Origin of the sequence: Actinosynnema sp. NPDC050801 (genome assembly GCF_040673975.1) — a bacterium.
In the GTDB taxonomy this organism is placed as follows: domain Bacteria; phylum Actinomycetota; class Actinomycetes; order Mycobacteriales; family Pseudonocardiaceae; genus Actinosynnema.
The window spans coordinates 50,366-75,124 of the sequence record NZ_JBFAQZ010000002.1; the positions used below are offsets into that span (position 1 = coordinate 50,366).

Here is a 24,759-nt window from a genome sequence, read left to right on the forward strand (position 1 = left end):
CTGCAAACCGAGGGGTGGGTCGACCTGCGCCCGGCGCAGGGCGCGTTCGTGCACACCCCCACCGACGAAGAGGCCGACCAGCCCCTCGTTCACACCACGTGCTCGACCGCGTCCCGACCACCGGCCGCTCAGTCGTTGCGGTCTTCCTTGACCTCGTCCTTGGTCTCGCGCTCCCGTTCGGTCGAGGCCAGCGCCTTCTCCGTCGCCGCGTCCGGGGGAACCCGGTGCTTACCCGGACGGGTGATGGAGAAGTGGGACTCGTCGCGCATCCGCTCGACCATGTGCGGGTAGTGCAGTTCGAACGCGGGCCGTTCGGAGCGGATTCGGGGCAGCTCGGTGAAGTTGTGCCGCGGCGGCGGGCACGATGTCGCCCATTCGAGGGAATTGCCGAAGCCCCACGGGTCGTCGCGCTCGGCCGGGTCGCCGAACCGGTAGCTGCGCAGCACGTTCCACACGAAGGGCAGCACGGAGGCGCCCAGCAGGAACGCCCCGATCGTGGAGATCGTGTTCATCAGGGTGAAGCCGTCGCTGTGCAGGTAGTCGGCGTACCGGCGCGGCATGCCGATGTTGCCGAGCCAGTGCTGGATCAGGAACGTGCCGTGGAAGCCGAGGAACGTGGTCCAGAAGTGCAGCTTGCCCAAGGGCTCGTTCAGCATCCGCCCGGTCATCTTGGGGAACCAGAAGTAGATCCCCGCGTAGGTGGCGAACACGATCGTGCCGAACAGCACGTAGTGGAAGTGCGCCACCACGAAGTACGTGTCGGTGACGTGGAAGTCCAGCGGCGGCGACGCCAGGATGATGCCGGTCAGCCCACCGAGCAGGAACGTCGCCATGAACCCGATGCTGAACAGCATCGGCGTCTCGAACGTCAGCTGCCCCTTCCACATGGTGCCGATCCAGTTGAAGAACTTGATGCCCGTGGGCACCGCGATCAGGAACGTCATCAACGAGAAGAACGGCAGCAGCACCGCCCCGGTGGCGAACATGTGGTGCGCCCACACCGCCACCGACAGCGCGGCGATCGCGAACGTGGCGAAGACCAGTCCCTTGTAGCCGAACAGCGGTTTGCGGCTGAACACCGGGAAGATCTCGCTCACGATGCCGAAGAACGGCAGCGCCACGATGTAGACCTCGGGGTGGCCGAAGAACCAGAACAGGTGCTGCCACAGGATCACGCCGCCGTTGGCCGGGTCGAACACGTGCGCGCCCAGGTGGCGGTCCGCGGCCAGGCCCATCAGCGCGGCGGTCAGGATCGGGAACGCCAGCAGGATCAGGATGCTGGTGACGAAGATGTTCCAGGTGAAGATCGGCATCCGGAACATGGTCATGCCGGGCGCGCGCAGGCAGCACACCGTCGTCACCATGTTGACGCCGCCGAGGATCGTGCCCAGGCCGCCGACCGCCAGGCCCATGATCCACAGGTCGGGGCCGACGCCCGGCGCGTGCACCGCGCTGCTCAGCGGCGTGTAGGCGGTCCAGCCGAAGTCGGCCGCGCCGCCTGGGGTGAGGAACCCTGCCATCACGGTCAGCCCGCCGAACAGGAACAGCCAGTACGACAGCGCGTTGAGCCGGGGGAACGCCACGTCCGGCGCGCCGATCTGCAGCGGCAGGATGTAGTTGGCGAACCCGAACAGGATGGGTGTCGCGTAGAGCAGCAGCATGATCGTGCCGTGCATGGTGAACAGCTGGTTGTACTGCTCGTTGGACAGGAACTGCAGCCCCGGCCGGGCCAGCTCGCCCCGGATGAGCAGCGCCATCACGCCGCCGACCATGAAGAACATGAACGACGTGACCAGGTAGAGCAGCCCGATCTGCTTCGGGTCGGTCGTGCGGAACAGCCCCAGCAGCACGGCGCCCTTCGACCGTCGTCGGGCCGCACCCGGGTGGGTGATCACGGGTTCCGGCTTGAGCGCGGTCATGCCGCCTCCCTCGTCCCGACGACGTGAGCCAGCCCACATCGTCCCCCCGTCCGCGGCCGGGGGCAAACGCTCAGCCCTGTTCGGGTGCCCTGGCCTGCTGTTCCAGCGCGCCCGACGCCCGTTCGAGGAAGCGGAGCAACTCGACCGGGAACGGCAGCACCAGCGTCGAGTTCTTCTCCGCCGCCACCTCCACGATCGTCTGCAACAGCCGCAGCTGGAGCGCGGCGGGCGTGGCGGCCATGGTCGCGGCCGCCTCGGACAGCTTCTTCGACGCCTGCAGCTCGCCGTCGGCGGTGATGATCCGGGCCCGCCGCTCCCGCTCCGCCTCGGCCTGCCGCGACATGGACCGCTTCATGCCCTCCGGCAGCGCCACGTCCTTGATCTCGACCCGGTCGATCTCGATGCCCCAGGCCAGCGCCGGGTTGTCGATCATCAGCTCCAGGCCCTGGTTGAGGCGTTCCCGGTTGGACAGCAGGTCGTCCAGCTCGCTCTTGCCGATGATCGAGCGCAACGAGGTCTGCGCGACCTGCAACATGGCGAACCGGTAGTCCTCGACCGTGACCACGGCCCGCACCGCGTCGACCACCTTGAAGTAGACGACGGCGTCCACCCGCACGGTGACGTTGTCGCGGGTGATGCCGTCCTGCGCGGGGATCGGCTGGGTGACGATCTGGAGGTTCACCTTCCGCATCCGGTCGATGCCGGGCACCACCATGGTCAGACCCGGTCCGCGCAGCGCCGGGCGCACCTTGCCGAACCGGAACACCAGGCCCTGTTCGTACTGCTTGACGATGCGGGCGCTGCTCGCGAGCCCGAGCGCGAGGACACCGAGCGCGCCGATGACGATGTCGAGGATCATCGCGACCATCTCCCAGGTCCCCTGGTGCCGAGGGTACGCCCGCGCGCTTCCCGCAGGGCGGACGTTTCGGCCCTGCTCCGGTGGGCGAGTTAGGGTCGTTGACATGCAGACCTGGTCATCTACTCCTGTCCCGCGGGTAGCGGGAGAGCCGCGCCCGTTGCGGCTGTACGACACCTCCGCCGGCGAGGTCCGCCCGACCGCTCCCGGCGTGACCGCCAGGCTGTACGTCTGCGGCATCACCCCGTACGACGCCACCCACCTGGGGCACGCGGCCACCTACCTGGCGTTCGACCTGGTCCACCGGGTGTGGCTGGACAACGGCCACGACGTGCACTACGTGCAGAACGTCACCGACATCGACGACCCGCTGCTGGAGCGGGCCGAGCGCGACCAGGACGACTGGGTGGTCCTGGGCATGCGGGAGACGGCGCTGTTCCGCGAGGACATGGTGGCGCTGCGGGTGCTGCCGCCGCGCGACTACGTCGGCGCCGTGGACGCGATCCCCGAGGTGGTCGAGGTCATCGCGAAGCTGCTGGCCGGTGGCGCCGCGTACCGGGTCGATGACGAGGAGTACCCGGACGTGTACTTCGACCACTCGGCGACCGAGCGGTTCGGCTACGAGTCGAACTACGACCTGGAGACGATGAACCGGTTCTTCGCCGAACGCGGGGGCGACCCGGACCGCGCGGGCAAGCGCCACCCGTTGGACGCCCTGCTGTGGCGTGCCGCCCGCCCCGGTGAGCCGTCGTGGCCCTCGGAGCTGGGCGACGGCAGGCCCGGCTGGCACATCGAGTGCAGCGCCATCGCGCTCAACCGGCTCGGCATGCCGTTCGACGTGCAGGGCGGCGGTTCGGACCTGATCTTCCCGCACCACGAGTTCTCCGCCGCGCACGCCGAGGCGCTGACCGGCCAGCACCCGTTCGCCCGGCACTACGTGCACGCGGGCATGATCGGGTTGGACGGCGAGAAGATGTCCAAGTCGCGCGGCAACCTGGTGTTCGTGTCCAAGCTGCGGGCGGAGAAGGTCGACCCCAACGCGGTCCGGCTGGCGTTGTTCGCGGGCCACTACCGCACGGACCGGCCGTGGAGCGCGAGCCTGCTGGCCGAGGCCGAGGCCAGGCTGGCGACGTGGCGCCAGGCCGCGGCCCTGCCCTCGGGGCCGAGCGCGGTGACCGTGGTCGCCCGCCTGCGCGACCACCTCAGCGACGACCTCGACACGCCCCGCGCGTTGGCGGCGCTGGACGCGTGGGCGGCCGAGGCCCTGTCGACCGGCGGCTCGGACCACACGGGCCCGACCCTGTTCCGCGCGGCGGTCGACTCGCTGCTGGGCGTGGAGGTCTAACCCTCCCTGATGCGCCGGGCGCGCTCCCACGCGCGCTTGGCCTCCTCGGGTTGGCCGAGCAGGACCAGCACGCGCGCCACGCCCACGTGGTGGTTCGCCAGGCGTGGGTGCTTGGGGCCGAAGGCCGCCCTGGTGAGCGGGATCGCCCGGCGCAGCAGGGCCATGGCCTCCGCCGGGCGGCCCTGGTCGATCAGGGCGAACGCCAGGTTGTTGAGCAGTTCGGCGATGTCCGGGTGCTCGGGTCCCCAGGCGGCCTCGGCGATCGCCAGGGCGCGCCGGTAGTGCGCTTCGGCGGTGGTCAGCTCACCGAGCGCGACCAGCGCCAGGCCCAGGTTGCTCAGCCGGTAGACGAACCCCTCGCGCCGCTCGTCGCCGCGGTCCAGCTCGATGGCGCGTTCGAGGATCAGCCTGGCCTCGGCGGGCTTGCCGGCGACCCGGAGCATCTCGCCGAGGTTGCCGAGGCTCAACGCCAGCCTGACGTCGTCGGGGCTGAGGGTGGCTTCGAGGATCGAGTGCGACTGTTCGGCCAGGCGGCGGGCGTCGTCGTGGTGGCCGAGGTCGCTCAGCGCGGAGGCGTGGTTGCCGATGAAGGTCGCCACCAGGGGGTCGGCCGGGCCGAGGTGCTCGATCGCCAGGGACGCGACGCGCAGCGTGATCGACGCCGCGTCCGACACGCGGCCGTGGACGCGCAGGTAGGTCGCGGCCTCGTTGAGCAGCTCCAGGACCGGCTCGACGAGCCCGAGCTGCCCGACGGGCAGGTCGTCCTCGGTCACGGCGAGCACGTGGGGGAGGAACTCCCGCCAGATCGGCCACCGGTCCGGCTCCGCGCGGATCGAATCCGGGAGGTGGCGGTTCACCAGCTCGACCGCCGTGACGCGGGCCGGTCGGTCGGCGGGCTCCCGCGCGCGGAGGGCCTGTCGGAACAACCGGTGCACGATCGTCAGGTACCCGGCGGTGCGGTGGACCAGGTAGTGGTCCAGGAGCGCGCTGATCGTGTTGTTCCAGGTGATGGGGTCGCCGACGGCGGCGCGCAGCGGGTCCGGCAGCGCGTCGGCGTGCCCGGTGAACAGGTCGAGCGGCACGGGTTCCGGTGCCAGGTTCGCCAGCAGGTCCAGCAGCTGCCTGGCGGCCGGGTGCCGTTCGGCCAAGGCGGTGAGCGAGACGTCCCACTGGGACGCCAGCGCGCCGTCCCGCCCCGCCACCCGGCCCTGCTCGATCATCTCGGCGGTGCGCTCGCGGAGCAGCTCGGTGTAGGCGGTGACGGACAGGCCGGTGGCGTTCACGTAGGCCGCCGCCTGCTCGATCGCCAGCGGCAGGTCGGCCACGACCTCGGCGAGGGCGGCCAGCTCGCGGTCCGCGGCGTCGGGGAGGCGGCGCTTGAGCAGGCCGACGCTGTCGGCGCGGTCCAGGACGTCGAGGTCCAGCACGACGCCGAGCGCGTCGAAGCCCGCTCGCCGGGTCGTGACGAGGACCCGGCCGGGCCCCGAGGGCAGGACGGCCCGCAGCACGTCCGCGTCGTCGGCGTTGTCGAAGACGAGCAGCCAGCGGCGCTGTTGCCGCAACACCGCGTGCACCGCCGCGACGGGATCACCGCGCACGGTCAGGCCGACGGCGTCGGCCAGGGCCGCGAAGTGGTCGGGGATGACGGTGGGCTGCTCGGCCGGGATCCACCACACCACGTCGAACTCGCCCGCGAACCGGTGGGCGTACTCGATGGCCAGCTGCGACTTCCCGACCCCGCCCATGCCGCGCACGGAATGCACCGACACCGTGCCGGACGCGCGGTGCAGCGCGGCCAACTGCTCGGCGCGGCCGGTGAAGTGGGGGTTGCGCGGCGGGACGTTCCAGACGTCGGGCAGCGAACCCGGGAAGCGTGGTGGCGCGCCCGGGAACGCCGGGGGAGCGGTGGGTTTGGCGCGTCCTGAGAGAGCGCCGTGCACGGCTTGGCGTAATCGCTGCCCGGCAGCGGTCTCCGAGAGGCCGAACAGGTCCTCCGAGGCGACCGAACCCAGCAGGCCTGGCCGTTCGCACTCCTCGACGCGCAGGACCAGGAGCTTGCGCCCCTCACCGAGCGGGTCGTCACGCCACGCCGCCTGCCACTCCGCCCGACCGTACGCGGACGACAGGTATGCGGTGGACAGCACGGCGATCGTCCGCTCCGCGCCCTGCACGGCCGTGTGCATGCGATCGACCCAGTTGCCGCCCGGCACGAAGTCCCACGCCTGCACCAGCACGCGGTAGCCGTCGCGCTCCAGCTCCCAGGCGATCCACTCCGCCCACGCCCGGTCGGCGCTCGTGCACGAGACGAAGAAGTCCCACTCCACCCGTCACCACCCCTTGGCCGCTCATCGTGGCCCAAGAGCGCCGGGTTACGGCAGCGGGGCCGCCTCCCTGGGGAGACGGCCCCGCCGGGGCAGGTCGGGCTCAGACGTCGAGCGTCCAGCTGTTGATGTAGCCCGTGTCCAGGTAGGCCTGGTCGCGGACGCGCAGCTTCCAGGTGCCCGCGGCGGCCTCGGAGGAGGCGTTCACGGTGAAGGTGCGGTTGATGTTGTCGGCACTGCCACCGCTGCGGTTGTGCAGGTTGTAGACCGAGCCGTCGGGCGCGACCAGGTCGACGACCAGGTCACCGATGTAGGTGTGCACGATGTTGACCTGCACGGAGGTGGTCGCCGAGGCGTTGGCCGCGCAGTTCAGCGTGATCGGGCTGTTGACGTCGGAGTTGTCCCCGACCGTCACGTCGGTGCCGTTGGTGACCGGGTCGCAGCCGCCGCCGCTCGGCGTGATCGTCCACGAGAAGTTGCCGGTGCCGGTGCGCCCCGCCGAGTCGGTCGCGGTCACCGTCACCGAGTAGTTGCCCACGGTCGTCGGCGTGCCGCTGATCAGGCCCGACGAGCTGATGGACAGGCCGGGGGGCAGGCCGGTCGCCGAGAACGCGTACGGCCCGGTGCCGCCACTGGCCGACAGCTGGAGGCTGACCGGGGTGCCCACGACGGTCGACTGGTTGCCCGGGTTGGTCACCGCCGGGCCGCCGGGGGTGGCGGTGCCGGTGAACAGCAGCTTGTTCGCCGAGCCCGTGCCCGGGCTGGTGATCTTGTCGGAGGTGGCGGCGGCGACGATCGCCGCGTTCACCGTCGGCGGGGTGGCGGTCGGGTTGTCCGCCAGGTACAGCGCCACGGCGCCCGCGACGTGCGGCGACGCCATCGACGTTCCGCTGATGGTGTTGGTGGAGGTGTCGTTGGTCATCCACGCCGAGGTGATGTTCTGGCCGGGCGCGAACAGGTCGGTGCAGGTGCCGAAGTTCGAGAACGAGGCCCGCGCGTCGGTGTTGGTCGAGGCGTTCACGCTCAGCGCCTCGGCGACCCGCGCCGGGGAGTAGTTGCACGCGTTGGCGTTGGAGTTGCCCGACGCGACCGCGTAGGTGATGCCCGCGGCGATGGAGTTGCGCACCGCGGTGTCCAGCGCGGTGTCGACGCCGCCGCCCAGGGACATGTTCGCGACCGCGGGCTTGACGGCGTTCTGGGTGACCCAGTTGACGCCGTTCACGACGCCCGCCGTGGTGCCGGAGCCGGCGCAGTTGAGCACCTTGACGGCGATCAGCTGCACGCCCTTGGCCACGCCGTGCGCGGTGCCGCCGACGGTGCCGGCGACGTGGGTGCCGTGGCCGTTGCAGTCGGTGTTGTTGGTGTCGACGGTGTTGGTGCCCCAGGTGGCCCGGCCGCCGAAGTCCGAGTGCGTCGTCCGGATGCCGGTGTCGATGATGTACGCCCGCACGTTGCTCGCGGTCGTGGCGTAGTTGTAGGCGCTGTCCAGCGGCAGGTTGCGCTGGTCGATGCGGTCCAGGCCCCACGACGGCGGGTTCGGCTGGACGGCGTCGATCGAGATCGGCAGGTCTGCCTGGACGAACGCCACCCGCGGGTCGGCGGCCAGGCGCCGGGCCTGTGCCGCGGACATGGTGGCGTGGAAGCCGTTGAGCGCGTGCTGCCAGGCCACCCGGACCTGGCCGCCGTACTTGTCGACCAGCGCGGACGCGGTCGACGCGGACGCGGACCTCGGTGACGCGGAGTCGTGGAGGGCCACCACGTAGGAGCCGGGGACGGCGTCGGCGCGCTCCGCGCCGAGCACGTTGCCCTCGGCTGCCGCCACTCCGACGTTGGAGAGGGCCAGCGCGGCGGCCGACACGGCGGCCAGGCCGAGCACGGCCAGTCTTCTGGTTGTTCGGGCGTGTCCCATGACGGGGGTTCTCCCTTTGGGCAGGGCTGCGCGACCGTGCCGGGCGGGTGCTCCGGTCGGCCGTGCGATGCAGGGGATGGGACGTCCGCGCGAACGGGGTGGTGCGACCTGGTCACATGCATGGTCGGGACAAAACCGACCCACCAGTAGCGCCGTTAGTCGTAACTACGTCGAATCAGCACCGATCAGGAACCGATCAGGACCGATCAGCGGATCGGTCCTGGCCCAAACGCTCGTCCCGGTAGGCCCGCCACTGCTTGAGCATGTTCGGCAGCTCGGCGTGGAAGAACTCGAAGAACATCAGCGTCTCGGTGATGCGCTTGCCCGCGGGAGTCTCGGGGCCGAGCGCGCTGACGCCCTCCTTGAGCGGCCCGGTCATCCGGCGGAGCATCTCGTCGCGGCGGAACAGCGCCTCGTACCAGAGGTCGTCGAGCACCCGGTAGAGGTCGCGGCGGGTGCCCGTCTCCCGCTCCCGGCTGACCAGGCTCAGCTGGGTGAGGTACCGGACCGCGCCGGAGATCGCGGCGGGCGAGACGCGCAGCAGGTCGGCCAGCTCCGCGGCGGTCAGCTCACCCGAGTCCGAGGCCAGCAGGGCGACGAACACGCGTGCGGGCATCCTCGGCATGCCCGACTCGGCGAACACCGCGGCGAAGCGCTCGATGAAGCGCAGCACTGCCTGATCGTCCCGTTCGCCCACGTGCGTCACCGCCGGATCATCCCTTCGTGCCCGCTGAACCGGGAGCAGTTTATACGCTTCCTTAACTTCACGACTTTGTGAAATGACTGTAGCTTACCGTTCATGACTGCTGCGATATCCGTGTCGGGCCTGGTCAAGACCTTCGGCCCGACGCGTGCACTGGACGGTCTCGACCTGACCGTCCGCGAGGGGGAGGTGCACGGCTTCCTCGGCCCGAACGGGTCGGGCAAGTCGACCACCATCCGGGTCCTGCTGGGCCTGTTGCGCGCCGACGCGGGCTCCGCGTCGCTGCTGGGCGGCGATCCGTGGCGTGACACCGCCGAGCTGCACCGCAGGCTGGCCTACGTGCCGGGGGACGTGAGCCTGTGGCCGAACCTCACCGGCGGCGAGGTGATCGACCTGCTGGGCAGGCTGCGCGGCGGGGTGAACGAGAAGCGGCGGGCCGAGCTGCTGGAGCGCTTCGAGCTGGACCCGCGCAAGAAGGGCCGCACCTACTCCAAGGGCAACCGGCAGAAGGTCGCGCTGGTCGCGGCGCTGGCCTCGGACGTGGAGCTGCTGATCCTGGACGAGCCGACCTCCGGGCTGGACCCGCTGATGGAAGCCGTGTTCCAGCAGGCGGTCAACGAGCTGCGCGGCGAGCGGACCGTGCTGCTGTCCAGCCACATCCTGGCCGAGGTCGAGGCGCTGTGCGACCGGGTCAGCATCATCCGCAACGGCCGCACGGTCGAGACCGGCACGCTGGCCGACCTGCGCCACCTCACCCGCACCAGCGTCTCCGCCGAGCTGGCCGGCGCACCCGACGGGCTGGCCGACCTGCCCGGTGTGCACGACCTGCGGGTCGAGGGCCTGCGGGTGCGGTTCGAGGTCGACACCGACCACCTGGACGCCGCGCTGCGCGCCCTGGTCGGCAGCGGTGTCCGCACGCTGACCAGCCAACCGCCCACGTTGGAGGAGCTGTTCCTGCGCCACTACGAGGACGAGGTGCCGTCCGGTGGCGCGGTGGAGGGGGCGATGTCGTCGTGACCGGCCTCGGCGCGCTGGTGCGCCTCGCGCTGCGCCGCGACCGGCTGCTGCTCGCCGTCTGGGTCGTCGGCCTGGTCGGCATCACGTTGGCCACCGCGTCCACGGTGGGCGAGCTGTACGGCTCGGCGGAGTCGCGGCGGCAGTTGGGCGCGACCGCGGGCAGCAACCCGGCGTTCCTGGCGATGCTCGGCCCGCTGCACGACGCGTCGACCACCGGCGGCGTGGTGGCCTGGCGGTGGGGCGTGTTCGGCGCGCTGCTCGTGGCGCTGATGAGCACGTTCCTGGTCACCCGCCACACGAGGGCAGAGGAGGAGTCGGGCCGGCTGGAGCTGATCGGCTCCGCCGTCGTCGCCCGGCACGCGCCGCTGGCCGCCGCGGTCGTGGTGGCGCTGCTGGCGAGCACGGTGATCGGCGTGCTCGTCGCGCTCGGCCTGACCGGTCTGGGCGAGCGGGCGTCCGGGTCGTGGGCGCTCGGCCTCGCGTTCGCGTCCGTCGGCTGGGTGTTCACCGGGGTGGGCGCGGTCAGCGCGCAGCTGTCGGAGAGCGCCCGCACGGCCAACTCGATCTCCGGCGCCGTGCTCGGCGTCGCCTACCTGCTGCGCGCCGTCGGCGACGCGGCGGGCGACGAGGGCCCGACCTGGCTGACCTGGCTGTCGCCGTTGGGCTGGCTGGAGCAGACCAGGGCGTTCGCGGACGACCGGTACTGGGTGCTGCTGCTGCCGGTGGCGTTGTTCGCGGTGCTGATCGCGACGGCCTCGGCATTGGTGACCAGGCGCGACCACGGCGGCGGCCTGCTGCCGACGCGGCTCGGCCCGCCCCGCGCGCCCCGCTCGTTGGGCAGCGCGTTCGGCCTGGCCTGGCGGCTGCAACGGGGCATGCTCATCGGCTGGACGCTGAGCCTGTTCGTGCTCGGCGCCGTCTACGGGTCGGTCGCGCGCGGCGTCGAGCAGATGCTGGAGGCCAACCCGGCGCTGCAGAAGATCATCGCGCAGATGGGCGGCGCCGGCGCGGTCGTGGACGTCTACCTGGCCTCGATCGTCGGCATCATCGCCCTGTTCAGCGCGATCTACGTGGTGCAGGCGACGTTGCGGCTGCGCACCGAGGAGACCGGGTTCCGCGCCGAGCCGGTGCTGGCCACGCCGGTCGGCCGGTCCGCGTGGGTCGGCAGCCACGTGCTGTTCGCCACCGTCGGCACGGCCGTCGTGCTGGCCGCCGCCGGCCTGGGCGCGGGACTGGTGCACGGCGCCCGCGTCGGCGACGTCGGCGGACAGGTCGCGCGGCTGGTCGGCGCGGCGTTGACGCACGTCCCGGCGGTGTGGGTGGTCGCGGGCCTCGCGCTGGCGCTGTTCGCGCTGGCGCCGAGGCTGTCCTCGGCGAGCTGGGCGGTGATCGTGGTGTTCCTCGTGCTCGGCCAGCTGGGGCCGCTGCTCCAGCTCGACCAGTGGGCGATGGACCTGTCGCCGTTCACCCACATCCCGAAGGTGCCGGGGGCGGAGGTGACCGCCACGCCGTTGCTCTGGCTGACGGCGGTCGCGGCGGCGCTGGTCGTCCTGGGGTTCGTCGGTTTCCGCCGGCGGGACGTCGGCTGATATCTGAAAGGACTCTTTCGAAAGAAGTCTTTCAGGTCTACCGTCGGGGTCATGGACCTCCCAGGGCCCCGACGGGTCACCGATGTCGACGCGCTCAAGGCGCTGGCGCACCCGCTGCGGGTGTCGTTGTTGCACCACCTGCTGGCCGTCGGCCCGCGCACGGCGAGCGAGTGCGCCGAGGCGGTCGGGTCGACCGCCTCCAACTGCAGCTGGCACCTGCGGCAGCTGGCCAAGTCCGGGTTCGTCGAGCGGGTCGAGGCGGGCGACGCGCGGGAACGGCCCTGGCGGGCGACCTCGGTCGGCTACGACGTCGGCGCGTTCGCCGACGACCCGGAGGTGCGCACCCAGCAGGACGCCCTGCTCGCGTTGAGCCTCAACGAGGACAACCGGCTGGTGCAACGGTTCCTCGACCGGCAGCACGAGCTGCCGCGCGAGTGGCTGGAGGCCTCCGCGCTGCACGGCTACACGGTCAACGTGACCGCCGAGGAGCTGGGCGGCCTGCTCGGCATGATCGACGACATCCTGCGCCCGTACCTCGTGCCGGTGCGCCAGGACGTGCCCGAGGGCGCGCTGCCCGCGCACGTCGGCATCCGGGCGTTCCCGCGATGACCGGGCGGCTGTCGTCGGGACCGCTGGGGCGGCCCGCGTTCCGCCGGCTGTGGATCGCGGGGTTCGTCTCCGAGATCGGCGACTGGGTGCTGCTGGTCGCGCTGCCGGTGTACGTGTACCAGCGCACCGGCTCCGCGGCGGCGACCGCGACGACGTTCGTGGTGGCGCTGCTGCCGAGCCTGGCGCTGTCGCCGCTGGCCGGGGTGCTGGCCGACCGCTTCGACCGGCGCAAGCTGATGCTGCTGGTCAGCCTCGCGCAGGCGGTCACCCTGCTGCCGCTGCTCACCGGCGACCTGGTGCTGGTGAACGTGGTGACGGCGGTGCAGGCCGGCTTGGCGGCGTTGTTCGAACCGGCCAAGAACGCGCTGCTGCCGACGCTCGTGCCGCGCGAGCAGGTGGCGGCGGCCAACGGGCTGGTCGGGTTGAACGGCAACCTGGCCCGGCTGGTCGGCGCGTCGCTGGGCGGCCTGCTGCTCGGCTACACCGGGCTGCCGGGCGTGGTGCTGGCCGACGTGGCGTCGTTCCTGCTCGCGGCGGCCCTGCTGGCGGCGCTCGGCACCCGCGATCCGGTGCGTGCGGCGGGCAAACCCGCGTGGCGGGCCTGGCTGGACGGCCTGCGCGAGATCCGGGGCCCGTTGCGGCCGATGGTCGCCGTGGTCGCGCTCATGTCGACCGCCCAGGGCTTGTTCGTGGTGCTGTTCGTGGTGTTCGTGACCGAGCGCCTCGGCGGGGGAGCGGCGGAGGTGGGGCTGCTGCGCGGCGTGCAGGCCGTCGGCGGGTTGCTCGGTGGCCTGCTGGTCGGCGTGCTGGTGCGCGGGCTCGCACCCGGCAGGCTCCTGGGCGTGTCGCTGGTCGGCTTCGCCGCGATCGCCGCGCTCGGCTGGAACGGGCCGCACGTCACCACCGCGCTGGTCTTCTACCTGGCCGCGTTCGCCGCGGTGGGCGTGCCGGGCGTGATCGCGGGCGCCGGGATGATGTCGGTGCTCCAGCTGCACTCCTCCGACGAGGTCCGCGGCCGGGTGATGGCCACGTTCGTCAGCCTCTACGACGGCGGTCAGGCGCTCGGCATGGTGCTGGCCGGTGCCCTGACCCCCGTGCTCGGCCTGTCCGCGCTGCTCAACGCCCAGGCCGGGCTCTACCTGGTGGCCGGGGTGCTGGCGCTGGCGACCCTCGACGCCCGCGCCCCGACCGACCGCGGTGCAGCAGCAGCACGGGAGGCACCACCGACACCAGCGCGGCGGGCACGAGGAACGCGCTGACCGGGTCGGCGTGGTAGAGCGGCACGAACGCCACCGGCGACACCGACGCGCCCAGGAACCGCAACGACTGCACCACCGACACCGACCCGCCCCGGTTGCCGCCGTCCGCGGACAGCACCAGGGCGGTCAACCCCACCGTCACCGCCTGGCTCGTCGCACCGGCCACCGCCCACAGCACACCCACCGCCACCACCGACGGCAGCACGCCGACCCCCGCCAGCAGCACACCCCCGACCGCCGCGCCGGCCACCGCGCACCACCGCGCGCCGAACCGGTCGATCGACCACCCGGTGAGCCGCGCGGTGAAGATCGCGACCAGGCCGAACCCGGTCAGCACCGACCCGCGCTGCCCCGCGCCCAGCCCGAACGAGTCACCCAGCCGCAGCGCCACCAGGAACGACAACCCACCCAGGCAACCCCAGGCCACGAACCCGGCGGCGGCCAACCGCGGCGTCCGGCCACGCCACGCGCTGCGCAGACGTGGCCGTTCGCTCCCACGCGGCGGGTCGGCGGGCAGGCCGACCACCGCCAACGCCGCGGCCACCACCGCCGCGCCCACGAACGCCCACCGCCACGACGCCTCCGCCGCGAACCCGCTCAGCAACGGCGCCGTCGTCTGGCCGGCGGCCTGCATGGACGCGAACACGCCCAACGCCCGCCCCAGCCGGGCCTTCGGCGTCACCGCCGCGATCGCCGCCAGCAGCAGGGGAGTGGTGAACGCGTTCGCCGCACCCTGCACGGCCCGTCCGCCCAGCAGCACCGGGAACGACCACGACACCGCGCACAACACCGACGCCACCACGTAGACGGCGTACGCCACCCGCACGGTCCGCCGGGCGCCCCACCGTTCACCCAACGTGCCGGAGACCAGCATGAGCAGCGCGAACGGCACCAGGTACCCGGTCAACGTGGCCGCCGCCGAGCCCGCCGGGACGCCGAAGTCGGCACCCACCTCGGGCAGCACCGACGACGTCATGGCACCGCCGAACGGCCCCAGGAACCCGCCCGCGTACAACGCCGCCAACCGCACCCGGACCACCGGCCCGGCGGTCGGGCGGGGCGTGCTCACATCCCGGTCGGCCCGCGGCCCGGCCCGCGTCCCCGCCGCCGCAGGTACCGCTCGAACTCCGCCGCGATGGCGTCACCGCTGGCCTCGGTGATCTGGATCTCCGCGTCCCCGCGCTCCTCCAGCGCCCGCACGTAGTTGCGCACGTCCTCGTCCTCGTCGGCCATCTCGCTGACCGTGCGCTCCCACTCCTCGGCCTGCTCCGGTAGCGCGCCCAGCGGCACCTCGACGTCCAGCACCTCCTCCACCCGGTGCAGCAGCGCCAACGTCGCCTTCGGCGAGGGCGGCTGGGAGACGTAGTGCGGCACGGCGGCCCAGAACGAGATCGCCGGCACCCCCGCCTGCACGCACAGGTCCTGGAACACGCCGACGATGCCGGTCGGCCCCTCGTACCGGGACCGCTCCAACCCGTACTTCGCCGCCGCCGCCTCGTCGTACGCCGTGCCCGTCACCGGCACCGGCCGGGTGTGCGGGGTGTCCATCAGCAACGCGCCCAGCGTGACCACGGTGGTCACGCCCAGGTTCTCGATGTGGCCCAGCAGCTCGGCGGCGAACTTCCGCCACCGCATGTTCGGCTCGATCCCATGCACCAGCACCACGTCCGTGGACGACCCCGGCGGGCGGCAGACCGACAACCGGGTCGTCGGAAATTCAACCCGTCGGGTGACGCCGTCCACCATGCGGACTGTGGGTCGCGTCACCTGGAAGTCGTAGTAGTCATCCGGATCGATCTCCGCCAACGGCGTCGCGTCCCACGTGAGTTGCAGGTGTTCGATCGCCGTGCTGGCGGCGTCGCCTGCATCGTTCCACCCCTCGAACGCGGCAACCATGATCGGGTTGGTGAGCGGTTCGCTGGGGTCGAAGGGGGTCTGGGCGGCCTGGTCCGGATCGGTCACGCGGCCAGACTACGACCACCGCCGCACACCCGACGTCGTAGGCTTGGCGCATGTCGGTTCGTGTCACGCCACCCCACGTCGGCGCGCACGCCGACCGCGCGCCCGTCGCGGACGGCGCGACGGGCGAGGTGCTCCGGGCCGCCGACCCGACCCCGCAGGATTGCGCAGGTCATGGGCGTCGTCACGGGGTCTTGCCGGCCACCGGCGCGTGATCACGGAAAGGTGCACATGACGGTCGAGGCTGTGCTGTGGGACATGGACGGCACGCTGCTGGACTCAGAGAAGCTGTGGGACATCCCGCTCAACGAGTTCGTGGAGAAGCTGGGCGGCACGCTGTCGCTCGCGACCAGGCAAGCCCTGGTGGGCTCCAGCACGGCCCGGACCATGGGCCTGCTGTTCGCCGAAGCGGGTGTCGAACCGACCGACGAGGACCTCGCCGACGGCGCGGCCTGGATCAGCCGGCGCACCGAGGAGCTGTTCCGGGCCGGCCTGCCCTGGCGTCCCGGCGCGGCCGCGGCGTTGCGCGCGGTCCGCGACTCGGGCGTGCCGATGGCGCTGGTCACCTCGACCGAACGGCGGCTGACCGAGGTCGCGCTGGACACCATCGGCCGCGACCTGTTCGACGTCACGGTGTGCGGTGACGAGGTCGACCGCCGCAACAAGCCGCTGCCCGACCCGTACCTCAAGGCCGCCCGACTGCTGGGCGTGGACCCCACCCGGTGCGTCGCCGTCGAGGACTCGCCGACCGGGGTGAACTCCGCCGCGGCCGCCGGCTGCACGGTGCTGGTGGTGCCGTGCGACGTGCCGGTCGAGCAGGGCGAGCGCCGCGTGTTCCGCGACTCCCTGGTGGGTGTCACGCTGGAGACGCTCGCCCCGCTGCTAGACCGCTGACCCCTGCTCCGCCCGGCGCGTGGCGGGGTCGACCAGCAGGCCGAACACCACACCGAGACCCAGCCACAGCGTCGCCGTCTCGGCGAGCGAGGCCAACCGGAAGTCCCACACCACGCCGGCCGGCATGTCGGCGGGCACGACATCCGGTGTCGCCGGGAACACCACCAGCAGCACGACCACCGCCGCCACCACGGCCGCCGCCACCGCGGTCCAGCGCACCGGACCGCCCAGGTTGCCCAGCCGGGACGCCAGGTGGCCTGCCCCGAACGCGACCAGCAACCCGGCCGCGATCAACCCCAGGTAGAGCACCGTGCGGTACTCCACCGTGCCCGGATCACCGACACCGGGCGGGTTGGCCGGGTACTTCACCGCGGGCAGCAACGCCGCCGCGCCGAACGCCGCCGCCGACAGCGCCACCGCCCGGACGAACGGCGCCTTGGCCGCGAACCAACGCCGCGACATCGCGTACGCGGTGGCGAACAGCGCGCCGACGGCGACGCCCACGACCACGGCGGCGAGCACACCGCCGACCACCTGCGTGCCCCGGCTGAACAACTCGCCGTGCCCGTGGTCCGAGCCCGGCTCCGCGGGACGTGCCCGTTCCACGGCCAGTGCCGCCCGGATCGGCGCCTCGACCACGAGCACGCCGACCAGGCCCGCGAGCAGCCCGGACACCGCGCCCGCGCCGACACCGCGCAGCAGCAACCCCCGGTAGGTGGGTGTTGTCACGTCGCCGCGCCTAGTGGCACGGAACGCCGAGCGCGTGGCGCCCGTCGTGGAAGAACTCGTGCACGGTCTCGGCGGCGTGGCCGAGCGCGATGCCGTTCTCCTGCAGGACCAGCCACGTCACGGTCAACGCGACCAGTGCGACGGCGTAGGCCCACTTGGGAACCGGGGTGACCCAGGGGTCGGTGAGAGCAGGGGTGTGCGCGGGGCTCGTCATGACGGCCTCCTCCATACCTCGTGGAAGGTCAACAACAACTCGTGCCGCAGCCGGTCTCCTGACTCCCGGATCGACGCCGTCCCCGCGTCTTCCCAGCCGCTCCACGCGACCAGTGACGTTCTCGGCGGGTTGGCTCCCCGGTCACAGTGGCGAGGACCGCGCCGGATTCACACCGGCTTCCCGTCCACTGCGGCGCTGCGAACCGTAGATGTCGATCGTGGGCCGGCACAACCGACCAGACGAGTTGTCGTGTTCCTCACGTGCGCGGGTCAGCGCCGCGGCGGGGTGGTTCGGGGCAGCGGGCAGTCACCGCAGGTGCCGCCGCCGTCGAGCCGGTAGTACAGGCAGCAGCTGCGCCGCCGGAACACCACCTCGCCCGGGAATGGGATGAACTCGCCCGTGCCCTTGAGCGGCGGGTCGGCGAACAGCTCGTCGGCCAACCCGGCGCAGTCGATCCCGCCGCGGTGGACCGTGCGCAACGCGCCCGCCATGGACGACCCCGCGTTGCCCCACAACAGGCCGCGCGCCACCGGCGTGACCGCGTGCACCGCCTCCACCACCGGCTCCAGCGACTCGGCCACGCCGATGCCCGCGAGCGGCTCCTTGAGCCGGACCTGGAGACCGTCGGGGCGGTAGCGCCACCACAGGTTGGCGGGACGGATGTCCGGCGCGACCCCGCCGACCGCGCGGGCGGCGACCACCGGGCTCAGCAGCCGTGCGGTGTAGCCGAGGAAGAACAGCGACGCGGCGACCCGCCGTTCACCGGTGCGGTACCGGTCGCCGATCCGGTCGAGGGCGTCGGGCAGGTCGGGGCCGTCGAGCAGCCGCGCGCCGTCGTGCCAGGTGTCGTCGGGCCGGCCGACGTCCAGGGCGAAGAACGGGCTGAGGCCGCGGATCTGCCGCAGGGTGGTGAGGACTCGGGCGAACTCGGACACGTGACCTAGTCTGCCGCCGTGGACGCACTGGGGTTGGGACTGGCCCTCGGCCTGGCCGCGAGCATCAGCCCCGGGCCGCTGTTGGTGCTGGTGGTGACGTCGGCGTTGCGCTCGGGTTGGCGGGCGGGCGCGCTGACCGCGTGCGCGCCGCTGCTGTCGGACGCCGTGGTGGTCGCCGTGACGCTGCTCCTGCTGGACCGCCTGCCCGCGCGGGCGCTGGGCGTGCTCGGGGTTGTGGGCGCGGTGTTCGTGGTGTGGAGCGGCGTGCAGACGGTCCGGGAGGCGCGGTCGGCCACCCTGGCCGCCGGCTCCGCGACCGGTGGACCCGCCGATGCCGCCGGTCCTGTCGAGACCGACCGTGCTGCCGGTACCACCGGGCCTGCCGATGCCGGCCGTGCTGCCGATGCCGCCGGTCTTGTCGAGACCGCCGGACCTGCCGGTGCCGCCCGTCCTGCCGGTGCCGCCGGACCTGCCGAGGCCGACCGTGCCGCCGATCCGCCCGTCGGCGAGCCTGCTTCCAGCGCGCCTGCTCAGGACGAGCCGGCTTCCGCCGGAACCGTTGTGCCGCAGGAAGACCGTGCTTCGCAGCCGTCCCCGCCCAGGGGACCCCTGTTTTCGATTCTACCGACGAGGTCCGACAAAACCGGCTCGCGCGCGCTCCGCCGAGCGGTCCTGGTGAACGTGCTCAGCCCGCACCCGTGGCTCGCCTGGGCGACCGCGCTCGGTCCGTTGACCATCACCACCTGGCGCGGATCGCCCGCCGCCGGCGCGGCGCTGCTGATCGGGTTCTACCTGACCCTCGTGGGCGGCAAGGTGGTGATCGCCCTCCTGGTCGCCCGCGGGCGACGACGCCTCGGCGACACCGGTTACCGGCGCGCACTCACCGGCGCGGGCGCGATGCTCGTGCTCGCCGGCGTGGTGATGGGGGTCGAGTTCGCGTCCCTCTGAACGCTCGGAGATCGTGTTCCCCATGACCGACGAAGCGTTCCTCGACCACGTCGCCGACCGGTTGGCGGCCCTGCCCGCCGTGCACGCGGTCACCCTCGGCGGCTCACGTGCCCAAGGCGCCCACACCCCGGACAGCGACTGGGACCTTGCCGTCTACTACCGGGGCGACTTCGACCCGGCCGACCTGCGCGCGCTCGGCTGGCCGGGCGAGGTCTCCGAGATCGGCGGTTGGGGCGGCGGCGTCTTCAACGGCGGCGCCTGGCTCACCGTCGACGGCCGGCGCGTGGACGTCCACTACCGAGACCTCGACGTGGTCGAGCACGAACTGGCCGAGGCCGAGCGGGGCCGCTTCCACTGGGAGCCGCTGATGTTCCACCTCGCCGGCATCCCCAGTTACGTGGTCGTGGCGGAGCTCGCGCTGAACCGGGTGCTGCGCGGCGACCTGCCCCGCCCGGCCTACCCGGAGGCGCTGCGGGTGGCGGCACCGCCGGTGTGGCACGAGAGGGCGGCCCTCACCCTGGGCTACGCCCGCACCGCCCACGCCCCGAACGGCCGGCTGGTCGAAGTCGCGGGCGCCCTGGCCACCGCCGCGCTGCAGACCGCACACGCCGTGCTCGCCGCGCGCGGTTACTGGACCACGAACGAGAAGCGGCTGTTGCAGCAGGCCGGACTGCGCGGTGTCGACGCCGTCGTGGCGGGGCTGCGGCCGGAGCCCGGTGCGCTGGCGCGGGCGATCACCGAGGCGGAGCGGCTGTTCCGGGCGGCGGCCTGACCTACGGCAGGTAGAACGTCATCAGGTCGCCGCGCACCGGCGGGAACAGGGTGTGCATCAGGTCCGCGTTCGGACCCGGGTACACATCCGGGTGCCGCGCGGTCAGGCCCCGCAGACCGTGCGGGCCGAACAGCAGCGACGCCAGCAGGTCCGGCGCCACGCCCGCGCCGCCCGCCGCGCCCGGCGCCTGCATCGTCCCGCCCGGCACGATCGACCCGACCTCGCCCGCCTTGAACGGCAGCCGCACGTGCGACCCGTAGAACGAGACGACCGCCTCGCCCTCCCGGTCGGCGAAACCGCCGTCCACCAACCGCCGGCCGAACACCGGCCGCAGGTGCTCCAGCAACGCGACGGGGTCGCCGATCCGCACGTAGTACGAGGCCGCCTCCTCCGCCGCCGGCCCGAGGAACGGCTCCAGCGCCTCGCCCGCGACGGTGCCCGGCCGCTCGGTCAGCTCGGTGGCCTCGGTCAACGCGAGCAGCGCGTGCGCCGCCGCCTCGTCCACGGCCGCCACCTCGCACAGCCGCACGCCCTCCTCCGGCGGGGTGGTGCGACCGGTGGCGACCGGCACGCCGTCCCGCTCCACCAGCCACTCCGTGCTGCCGTCACGGGCCACCAACCACCGCCACAGACCGGGGGAGTGCGGCATCCGCAGGTCGGCGCGGGCCTGCTCGGCGTCCTGCAAGCGGGCCATCGCCGGGATGTCGTCGGTGGTCGCCTCGCGCAGCGCGTACCCGCCAGCGTCGGGACGCCCCGTGACCGGTCGGGTGGCCGAGATCGGGATCGCGTAGGTGTAGCCGAACACGCGGTAGAAGTAGGGGATGCCGAGCATGACGTTCACCAGCCGGCCGCGTGCGACGGACCGCTCGTGGGCCCAACCCATGAGCGCCCGCACCAACCCCCGGCCCTCGTAGGCGCGGTCGGTGGCGACCAGTTCCACCTGGCCCGCCGGGATCTCCACCCCGTCGAGCACCAGCGTCTCGTCCAGCAGGGTCGCGGTGGACACGACCTTGTCGCCGTCCACGACGACCGCGCACGCCTCCCAGCCCGCGTCCGGGTCCTCGACCACCAGGCGGTGGTCGACCGCGTCCGCCGGTTCACCGCGCTCGACCAGCAGCGCGCCGATCTGGTCGAGGTCTTCCGGGCGCGCGGCCCGCAGCACCAACCCCTCGGTCATCGGTGCAGTGTGTCGCTGCACCCGCGGTGGCGCCATCGGATTTTCGGTGGCGGTCGCGGGCCTTCCCACGCAGAATCCGCGCATGCCGTGGCTTCCCGCTGACTACGCCCACCCGACCCTCGTGCCGCTCGACGGCGAACACCACCTCCGGCCGATCCGCGAGTCCGATGTGGACATCGACTACCCGGCCGTGATGGGTTCGCGGGAACGGCTGTGGTCGCGGTACGGGGAGAAGTGGGGTTGGCCGCCCGCGCACATGACCCACGAACAGGACCGCGTCGACCTGGCCCGGCACGAACGCGAGCAGGACGCGCACGAGTCGTTCAACTACGCGCTCTTCAACGCCGACGAGACCGAGCTGCTCGGGTGCGTCTACATCGACCCCGTCGACGATCCCGGGCGTGCCGACGACGCGCAGATCTCGTGGTGGGTCGTGGACGAGCACGCGGGCACCGACCTGGAGCGCGCGCTGGACGCGTTCGTGCCGAGGTGGATCGCCGAGGCGTGGCCGTTCGGCAGCCCGCACTACGGGATCTGATGGTCGCACGGTGACCTCGTCGGGCTGTCCGACCACTCCGGCGGCGGACCTTCCCCGGCGCGTCCGTCGCGATGCCCGACCTGGGTTCCTGCGGCCGTTCGGGGGATGGGAGGATCAGACCCCGTGAAGACCTTCGACGAGCTGTTCGCCGAGCTGAGCGAACGCGCACGCACCCGCCCTGAGGGCTCCGCCACCGCCGCGGCTCTGGAGGCCGGGGTGCACGCGCAGGGCAAGAAGGTGCTGGAGGAGGCCGGCGAGGTCTGGATCGCCGCGGAGCACGAGTCGGACGAGCGCCTGGCCGAAGAGGTCTCCCAGCTGCTGTACCGCGTGCAGGTGCTGATGCTCGGCCGCGGGCTGACCCTCGAAGACGTGTACAAGCACCTGTGATCCTGGAGGTCGCCGCGCTCGACGTCCGCCCCGGTCTGGAGGCGGACTTCGAGCGGGCGTTCGGGCAGGCGCGCACGCTCATCGCGCAATCGCCCGGGTTCGTCTCGCTGGACCTGCGGCGATCGGTCGAGCAGCCGTCCCGGTACCTGCTGCTGGTGGGCTGGGAGAAGCTGGAGGACCACACGGTCGGCTTCCGGCAGGGACCGCTGTACCCGCGGTGGAAGGCGTTGCTGCACCACTTCTACGACCCGTTCCCGACCGTCGAGCACTACCGCGAGGTCTGACCGCGCAGCAGGTCGACCACCTGGTCGTCGGTGGTCTGGTCGAAGTGCCCGTAGAACCGACCGACCGCCCGGAAGTCGGTGCGCGGGTGCGGGCAGACCACCAGGTCGGCGTCCGCGCCCAGGGCGCGCACCGAGTCCGCCGCGCCCACCGGCACCGCGAGCACCAGGCGGCGCGGGTGCTGTCCGCGGGCCTCGTGCAGCGCGGCGCGGGCGGTGACGCCGGTGGCCAGGCCGTCGTCCACGACCAGCACGTCCCGGTCCGCCAGCCGCACCGGCCCGTCGCGGTACAGCTCCAGCCGCCGTCGTGCCTCACGTCGTTCGGCCGCGCACGTCTCGGCCAGGTCCTCCGGGGTGAGGCCGAGCATGTTCAGCGCGTCGTGGTCGAAGATGGGCTCGCCCTCGGCGGTGACCGCGCCGATGCCGTACTCGGGGTGACCGGGCGCGCCGATCTTGCGGGCCACGGCCACGTCCAGCTCGCCGCCCAACGCCGCGGCGACCTCGAACGCGACCGGCACGCCACCGCGGGCCAGGCCGAGCACCAGCGGATCGGTCCACGGCTCGCCGACCAGCGCCCGGGCCAGCACCCGGCCTGCCTCGGAGCGGTCGGCGAACCTCACACCCCCATGGTGCGCCCGTCGTGCCCGGACTGCGAGCAGGGCTCTAGCGCTCCCGGACGAACAGCGACTGCGCGCCGCGCCCCACGGGACCGTGCTCGTCGTGCAGCACGCTGCTCGCCACGCCGACACCGGACGGGCCGATCACCGTCCGCGCGTCGAGTGCGAACCACTCGCCGACCGGCTCCCGGTGCAGGTGCACGGTCAGGTCGGTGTTGATCGCGTACCAGGTGCGGATGTCGAGCCGGCTGGACACCCCGCTCGCGGAGTCCGCCACGGTGAACAGGCGTTGCGCCGCGCTCGGCTCCTCGCCCGCCACCACCCGCACGTGCGGCCGCGCCCACACCACCGCGTCACCGGGCGCGAAGATCCCGCCGCTCACCGAGCGCCACTCCATCGCGGCCAGGTAGCCGCCCTGCCAGTGCTCCGGGATGGCCATCGGCTCGCACGCCGACGGCGGCGCCGGTGGTCCGCCGGGTTCGGACGCCACCGCCGCCGTGTCGCCGACGACGATCCGCCAGGCGCTCGCCCGCAGCACCGGTCTGCCCCGGTGCGCCAGCGCCGCGGTCAGCAGCTCCACCGACCGCCCGGGCCGCGCCACCGACGCCGTCACGGTCAGCTCCGCCACCGGCACCGGGCCCAGCACCTCGAACGCGACCCGTGACAGCAGCACGCCCGGACGCGGCGCGCACCGCTCCAACGCCCGCACCAGCAGGGCCGACGGCGGCCCCAGGTGCTGGCTGTCCTCGCCCCACGGTCCGACGGTGTGCCCGGTGGCGGCGAACCGGTCGTCGTCGAGCCGTTCGTAGAACGCGTCCATCGGCAAACCCCATCGGTCGGACCCCGGCCGGTCGAACCACCGGTCCGCCCGGCCGGGTTCGGGTCAGTCGGACCGGTCCAGCGCGGTCTCCACGCCGGCGTCCGGCTCCGGCCAGCCCGGGTACGGCGGCGGCGTGCCGTCGAACGCCGGGCACAGCGCCTTGTGGTCGCAGTAGTCGCACAGCCTGCTCGGGCTCGGCCGGAAGTCGCCGGACTTCCCCGCGCGCAGGATGGCGTTCCAGATCGCCTCCAACGTGCGCTCGAACCGGGCCAGCTCCGCCTCGTCGGGCTGGTAGGCCAGCGCCTGCCGGTCGGCCAGGTACATCAGCCGCAGCTGCCGCGGCACCACGCCGCGCAGCCGCCACAGCACCAGCGCGTAGAACTTCATCTGGAACAACGCCTTGGCCTCGCCGACCTCGCGCGGCGCCGCGCCCGTCTTGTAGTCGACCACCCGGATCTCGCCGGTCGGTGCCACGTCCACCCGGTCGATGTACCCGCGCAGCAGCACACCGGAGGGCAGTTCCCACTCCACCAGCAGCTCGCGGGCGTCCGGGTCGAACCGGCGCGGGTCCTCCAGCCCGAAGTAGCCGTCCAGCAGCTCCTCCGCCGAGGCCAGCCACCGCTCCTGCTCGGGGTCGCCCTCGGCGAACAGCTCGGCGAACTCCGGCCGCTCGGTGCGCACCCGCTCCCACGCCGGACCCACCAGCGCCCGTGCCGTCTCCGGCAGCCGTTCGGCGGCGGGCAGGCCGAACAGGTCCTCCAGCACCGCGTGCACCACCGTGCCGCGCACCTGCGCCCTGGTCGGCTTCTCGGGCAGCCGGTCGACGGCGCGGAAGCGGTAGAGCAGCGGGCACTGCTTGAAGTCGCCCGCTCTCGAAGGCGACAGCGCTGGCCTGCGAACAGGGCGCTCGGTGATCGTCGGCACTGCCATGGCCCAGAACCATAGGCCACGACCCCGACAA

General features: G+C 72.7%; 24 protein-coding genes, 2 pseudogenes and 1 riboswitch. Of the genes and pseudogenes, 12 read left to right on the forward strand and 14 right to left on the reverse strand.

The genetic code is table 11. The features are described from left to right. A pseudogene (locus tag AB0K14_RS05090) lies at positions 1-87 on the forward strand (GntR family transcriptional regulator); the annotation flags it as partial. A gap of 41 nt (positions 88-128) precedes the next feature. On the opposite strand, the gene ctaD reads toward AB0K14_RS05090, so the two are convergent. Both ctaD and AB0K14_RS05100 read right to left on the reverse strand, forming a co-directional pair. Next, positions 129-1,919: a cytochrome c oxidase subunit I gene (gene ctaD, locus AB0K14_RS05095; RefSeq protein ID WP_360447613.1), complete on the reverse strand. Its 1,791-nt coding sequence runs from the start codon at positions 1,917-1,919 to the stop codon at positions 129-131. Positions 1,920-1,989: 70 nt separating this feature from the next. Continuing rightward, positions 1,990-2,778, reverse strand: a complete 789-nt coding sequence (locus AB0K14_RS05100) for an SPFH domain-containing protein (protein ID WP_360448231.1) — start codon at positions 2,776-2,778, stop codon at positions 1,990-1,992. A gap of 103 nt (positions 2,779-2,881) precedes the next feature. Between AB0K14_RS05100 and mshC the strand changes: the two genes are divergently transcribed. After that, positions 2,882-4,120, forward strand: coding sequence for a cysteine--1-D-myo-inosityl 2-amino-2-deoxy-alpha-D-glucopyranoside ligase (gene mshC / locus AB0K14_RS05105; RefSeq protein ID WP_360447615.1), 1,239 nt, complete (start codon positions 2,882-2,884; stop codon positions 4,118-4,120). On the opposite strand, the gene fxsT is transcribed toward mshC, so the two are convergent. From fxsT to AB0K14_RS05120, 3 genes are all read right to left on the reverse strand, one after another. Beyond that, positions 4,117-6,444 (reverse strand): FxSxx-COOH system tetratricopeptide repeat protein, encoded by a 2,328-nt coding sequence (fxsT, locus tag AB0K14_RS05110; protein ID WP_360447617.1) that lies wholly within the window; start codon positions 6,442-6,444, stop codon positions 4,117-4,119. The genes mshC and fxsT overlap by 4 nt on opposite strands. A 100-nt stretch (positions 6,445-6,544) precedes the next feature. Continuing rightward, the gene (locus AB0K14_RS05115) at positions 6,545-8,350 is read right to left on the reverse strand and encodes a S8 family serine peptidase (protein WP_360447619.1); all 1,806 of its coding nucleotides are present in this window, start codon (positions 8,348-8,350) and stop codon (positions 6,545-6,547) included. A gap of 196 nt (positions 8,351-8,546) precedes the next feature. After that, on the reverse strand, positions 8,547-9,056 hold the full coding sequence (locus tag AB0K14_RS05120) for a MarR family transcriptional regulator (RefSeq protein WP_360447621.1): 510 nt from the start codon (positions 9,054-9,056) through the stop codon (positions 8,547-8,549). 93 nt (positions 9,057-9,149) lie between these two features. On the opposite strand from AB0K14_RS05120, the gene AB0K14_RS05125 reads away from it, so the two are divergent. The 4 genes and pseudogenes from AB0K14_RS05125 to AB0K14_RS05140 all read left to right on the forward strand — a co-directional run. Then, a complete protein-coding gene (locus AB0K14_RS05125; RefSeq protein WP_360447623.1) occupies positions 9,150-10,070 on the forward strand; it encodes an ABC transporter ATP-binding protein in 921 nt (306 codons plus the stop codon). Beyond that, a complete protein-coding gene (locus AB0K14_RS05130) occupies positions 10,067-11,659 on the forward strand; it encodes an ABC transporter permease (RefSeq protein ID WP_360447625.1) in 1,593 nt (530 codons plus the stop codon). Before AB0K14_RS05125 ends, AB0K14_RS05130 begins: the two co-directional genes overlap by 4 nt. A gap of 51 nt (positions 11,660-11,710) precedes the next feature. After that, on the forward strand, positions 11,711-12,268 hold the full coding sequence (locus AB0K14_RS05135) for a helix-turn-helix domain-containing protein (protein WP_360447627.1): 558 nt from the start codon (positions 11,711-11,713) through the stop codon (positions 12,266-12,268). Next, positions 12,265-13,428 (forward strand): annotated as a pseudogene (locus tag AB0K14_RS05140) (MFS transporter); the annotation flags it as partial. The gene AB0K14_RS05135 and the pseudogene AB0K14_RS05140, both read left to right, overlap by 4 nt. On the opposite strand, the gene AB0K14_RS05145 reads toward AB0K14_RS05140, so the two are convergent. Next, complete coding sequence (locus tag AB0K14_RS05145) at positions 13,385-14,596, reverse strand: MFS transporter (RefSeq protein ID WP_360447629.1); 1,212 nt, start codon at positions 14,594-14,596, stop codon at positions 13,385-13,387. The pseudogene AB0K14_RS05140 and the gene AB0K14_RS05145 overlap by 44 nt on opposite strands. Further along, on the reverse strand, positions 14,593-15,489 hold the full coding sequence (locus AB0K14_RS05150) for a PAC2 family protein (RefSeq protein ID WP_360447631.1): 897 nt from the start codon (positions 15,487-15,489) through the stop codon (positions 14,593-14,595). The genes AB0K14_RS05145 and AB0K14_RS05150 overlap by 4 nt, the downstream gene beginning before the upstream one ends. 228 nt (positions 15,490-15,717) lie before the next feature. Here AB0K14_RS05150 and AB0K14_RS05155 point away from each other — a divergent pair, with 228 nt between their 5' ends. Next, positions 15,718-16,380, forward strand: coding sequence for an HAD family phosphatase (locus tag AB0K14_RS05155; RefSeq protein ID WP_360447633.1), 663 nt, complete (start codon positions 15,718-15,720; stop codon positions 16,378-16,380). On the opposite strand, the gene AB0K14_RS05160 is transcribed toward AB0K14_RS05155, so the two are convergent. The 3 genes from AB0K14_RS05160 to AB0K14_RS05170 all read right to left on the reverse strand — a co-directional run bounded on the left by AB0K14_RS05160 (position 16,369) and on the right by AB0K14_RS05170 (position 18,258). Beyond that, entirely contained in the window at positions 16,369-17,109 is a 741-nt protein-coding gene (locus tag AB0K14_RS05160) for a CbtA family protein (RefSeq protein WP_360447635.1), read from the reverse strand. The two genes, AB0K14_RS05155 and AB0K14_RS05160, sit on opposite strands and share 12 nt — an antisense overlap. A gap of 10 nt (positions 17,110-17,119) precedes the next feature. Then, entirely contained in the window at positions 17,120-17,323 is a 204-nt protein-coding gene (locus AB0K14_RS05165; protein ID WP_360447637.1) for a CbtB-domain containing protein, read from the reverse strand. A 30-nt stretch (positions 17,324-17,353) separates the two neighbouring features. After that, a riboswitch (cobalamin riboswitch) is annotated at positions 17,354-17,538 on the reverse strand. A gap of 54 nt (positions 17,539-17,592) precedes the next feature. Then, complete coding sequence (locus AB0K14_RS05170) at positions 17,593-18,258, reverse strand: (2Fe-2S)-binding protein (protein WP_360447639.1); 666 nt, start codon at positions 18,256-18,258, stop codon at positions 17,593-17,595. 18 nt (positions 18,259-18,276) lie between these two features. Between AB0K14_RS05170 and AB0K14_RS05175 the strand changes: the two genes are divergently transcribed. Both AB0K14_RS05175 and AB0K14_RS05180 read left to right on the forward strand, forming a co-directional pair. Further along, positions 18,277-19,206, forward strand: coding sequence for a LysE family transporter (locus tag AB0K14_RS05175; RefSeq protein ID WP_360447641.1), 930 nt, complete (start codon positions 18,277-18,279; stop codon positions 19,204-19,206). A gap of 22 nt (positions 19,207-19,228) precedes the next feature. After that, positions 19,229-19,978 carry a nucleotidyltransferase domain-containing protein gene (locus tag AB0K14_RS05180; protein ID WP_360447643.1) on the forward strand — a complete coding sequence of 250 codons (750 nt, stop codon included), beginning with the start codon at positions 19,229-19,231 and terminating at the stop codon, positions 19,976-19,978. Position 19,979: 1 nt separating this feature from the next. Here AB0K14_RS05180 and AB0K14_RS05185 read toward each other — a convergent pair whose 3' ends face one another. Further along, positions 19,980-21,155: a GNAT family N-acetyltransferase gene (locus AB0K14_RS05185; RefSeq protein WP_360447645.1), complete on the reverse strand. Its 1,176-nt coding sequence runs from the start codon at positions 21,153-21,155 to the stop codon at positions 19,980-19,982. An 82-nt stretch (positions 21,156-21,237) separates the two neighbouring features. On the opposite strand from AB0K14_RS05185, the gene AB0K14_RS05190 reads away from it, so the two are divergent. From AB0K14_RS05190 to AB0K14_RS05200, 3 genes are all read left to right on the forward strand, one after another. Continuing rightward, a complete protein-coding gene (locus tag AB0K14_RS05190; protein WP_360447647.1) occupies positions 21,238-21,693 on the forward strand; it encodes a GNAT family protein in 456 nt (151 codons plus the stop codon). 123 nt (positions 21,694-21,816) lie between these two features. Beyond that, positions 21,817-22,080 (forward strand): phosphoribosyl-ATP diphosphatase, encoded by a 264-nt coding sequence (locus AB0K14_RS05195; RefSeq protein ID WP_033434999.1) that lies wholly within the window; start codon positions 21,817-21,819, stop codon positions 22,078-22,080. Next, positions 22,077-22,364, forward strand: coding sequence for an antibiotic biosynthesis monooxygenase (locus tag AB0K14_RS05200; protein WP_360447649.1), 288 nt, complete (start codon positions 22,077-22,079; stop codon positions 22,362-22,364). Before AB0K14_RS05195 ends, AB0K14_RS05200 begins: the two co-directional genes overlap by 4 nt. On the opposite strand, the gene AB0K14_RS05205 is transcribed toward AB0K14_RS05200, so the two are convergent. The 3 genes from AB0K14_RS05205 to AB0K14_RS05215 form a co-directional block, all read right to left on the reverse strand. After that, the gene (locus tag AB0K14_RS05205) at positions 22,349-22,981 is read right to left on the reverse strand and encodes a phosphoribosyltransferase family protein (protein WP_360447651.1); all 633 of its coding nucleotides are present in this window, start codon (positions 22,979-22,981) and stop codon (positions 22,349-22,351) included. The two genes, AB0K14_RS05200 and AB0K14_RS05205, sit on opposite strands and share 16 nt — an antisense overlap. Before the next feature lie 43 nt (positions 22,982-23,024). Beyond that, on the reverse strand, positions 23,025-23,798 hold the full coding sequence (locus AB0K14_RS05210; protein ID WP_360447654.1) for a thioesterase family protein: 774 nt from the start codon (positions 23,796-23,798) through the stop codon (positions 23,025-23,027). A gap of 63 nt (positions 23,799-23,861) precedes the next feature. Further along, positions 23,862-24,728, reverse strand: a complete 867-nt coding sequence (locus AB0K14_RS05215; RefSeq protein WP_360447656.1) for a RecB family exonuclease — start codon at positions 24,726-24,728, stop codon at positions 23,862-23,864. Positions 24,729-24,759 lie beyond the last annotated feature (31 nt).

What these genes read in the sequence shown, in the direction of transcription:
- ctaD (WP_360447613.1), bottom strand. Translation starts at nt 1,919, where the DNA reads ATGACCGCGCTCAAGCCGGAACCCGTGATCACCCACCCGGGTGCGGCC.
- AB0K14_RS05100 (WP_360448231.1), bottom strand. Translation starts at nt 2,778, where the DNA reads ATGATCCTCGACATCGTCATCGGCGCGCTCGGTGTCCTCGCGCTCGGG.
- mshC (WP_360447615.1), top strand. Translation starts at nt 2,882, where the DNA reads ATGCAGACCTGGTCATCTACTCCTGTCCCGCGGGTAGCGGGAGAGCCG.
- AB0K14_RS05115 (WP_360447619.1), bottom strand. Translation starts at nt 8,350, where the DNA reads ATGGGACACGCCCGAACAACCAGAAGACTGGCCGTGCTCGGCCTGGCC.
- AB0K14_RS05125 (WP_360447623.1), top strand. Translation starts at nt 9,150, where the DNA reads ATGACTGCTGCGATATCCGTGTCGGGCCTGGTCAAGACCTTCGGCCCG.
- AB0K14_RS05135 (WP_360447627.1), top strand. Translation starts at nt 11,711, where the DNA reads ATGGACCTCCCAGGGCCCCGACGGGTCACCGATGTCGACGCGCTCAAG.
- AB0K14_RS05155 (WP_360447633.1), top strand. Translation starts at nt 15,718, where the DNA reads ATGACGGTCGAGGCTGTGCTGTGGGACATGGACGGCACGCTGCTGGAC.
- AB0K14_RS05165 (WP_360447637.1), bottom strand. Translation starts at nt 17,323, where the DNA reads ATGACGAGCCCCGCGCACACCCCTGCTCTCACCGACCCCTGGGTCACC.
- AB0K14_RS05180 (WP_360447643.1), top strand. Translation starts at nt 19,229, where the DNA reads ATGACCGACGAAGCGTTCCTCGACCACGTCGCCGACCGGTTGGCGGCC.
- AB0K14_RS05185 (WP_360447645.1), bottom strand. Translation starts at nt 21,155, where the DNA reads ATGACCGAGGGGTTGGTGCTGCGGGCCGCGCGCCCGGAAGACCTCGAC.
- AB0K14_RS05190 (WP_360447647.1), top strand. Translation starts at nt 21,238, where the DNA reads ATGCCGTGGCTTCCCGCTGACTACGCCCACCCGACCCTCGTGCCGCTC.
- AB0K14_RS05210 (WP_360447654.1), bottom strand. Translation starts at nt 23,798, where the DNA reads ATGGACGCGTTCTACGAACGGCTCGACGACGACCGGTTCGCCGCCACC.
- AB0K14_RS05215 (WP_360447656.1), bottom strand. Translation starts at nt 24,728, where the DNA reads ATGGCAGTGCCGACGATCACCGAGCGCCCTGTTCGCAGGCCAGCGCTG.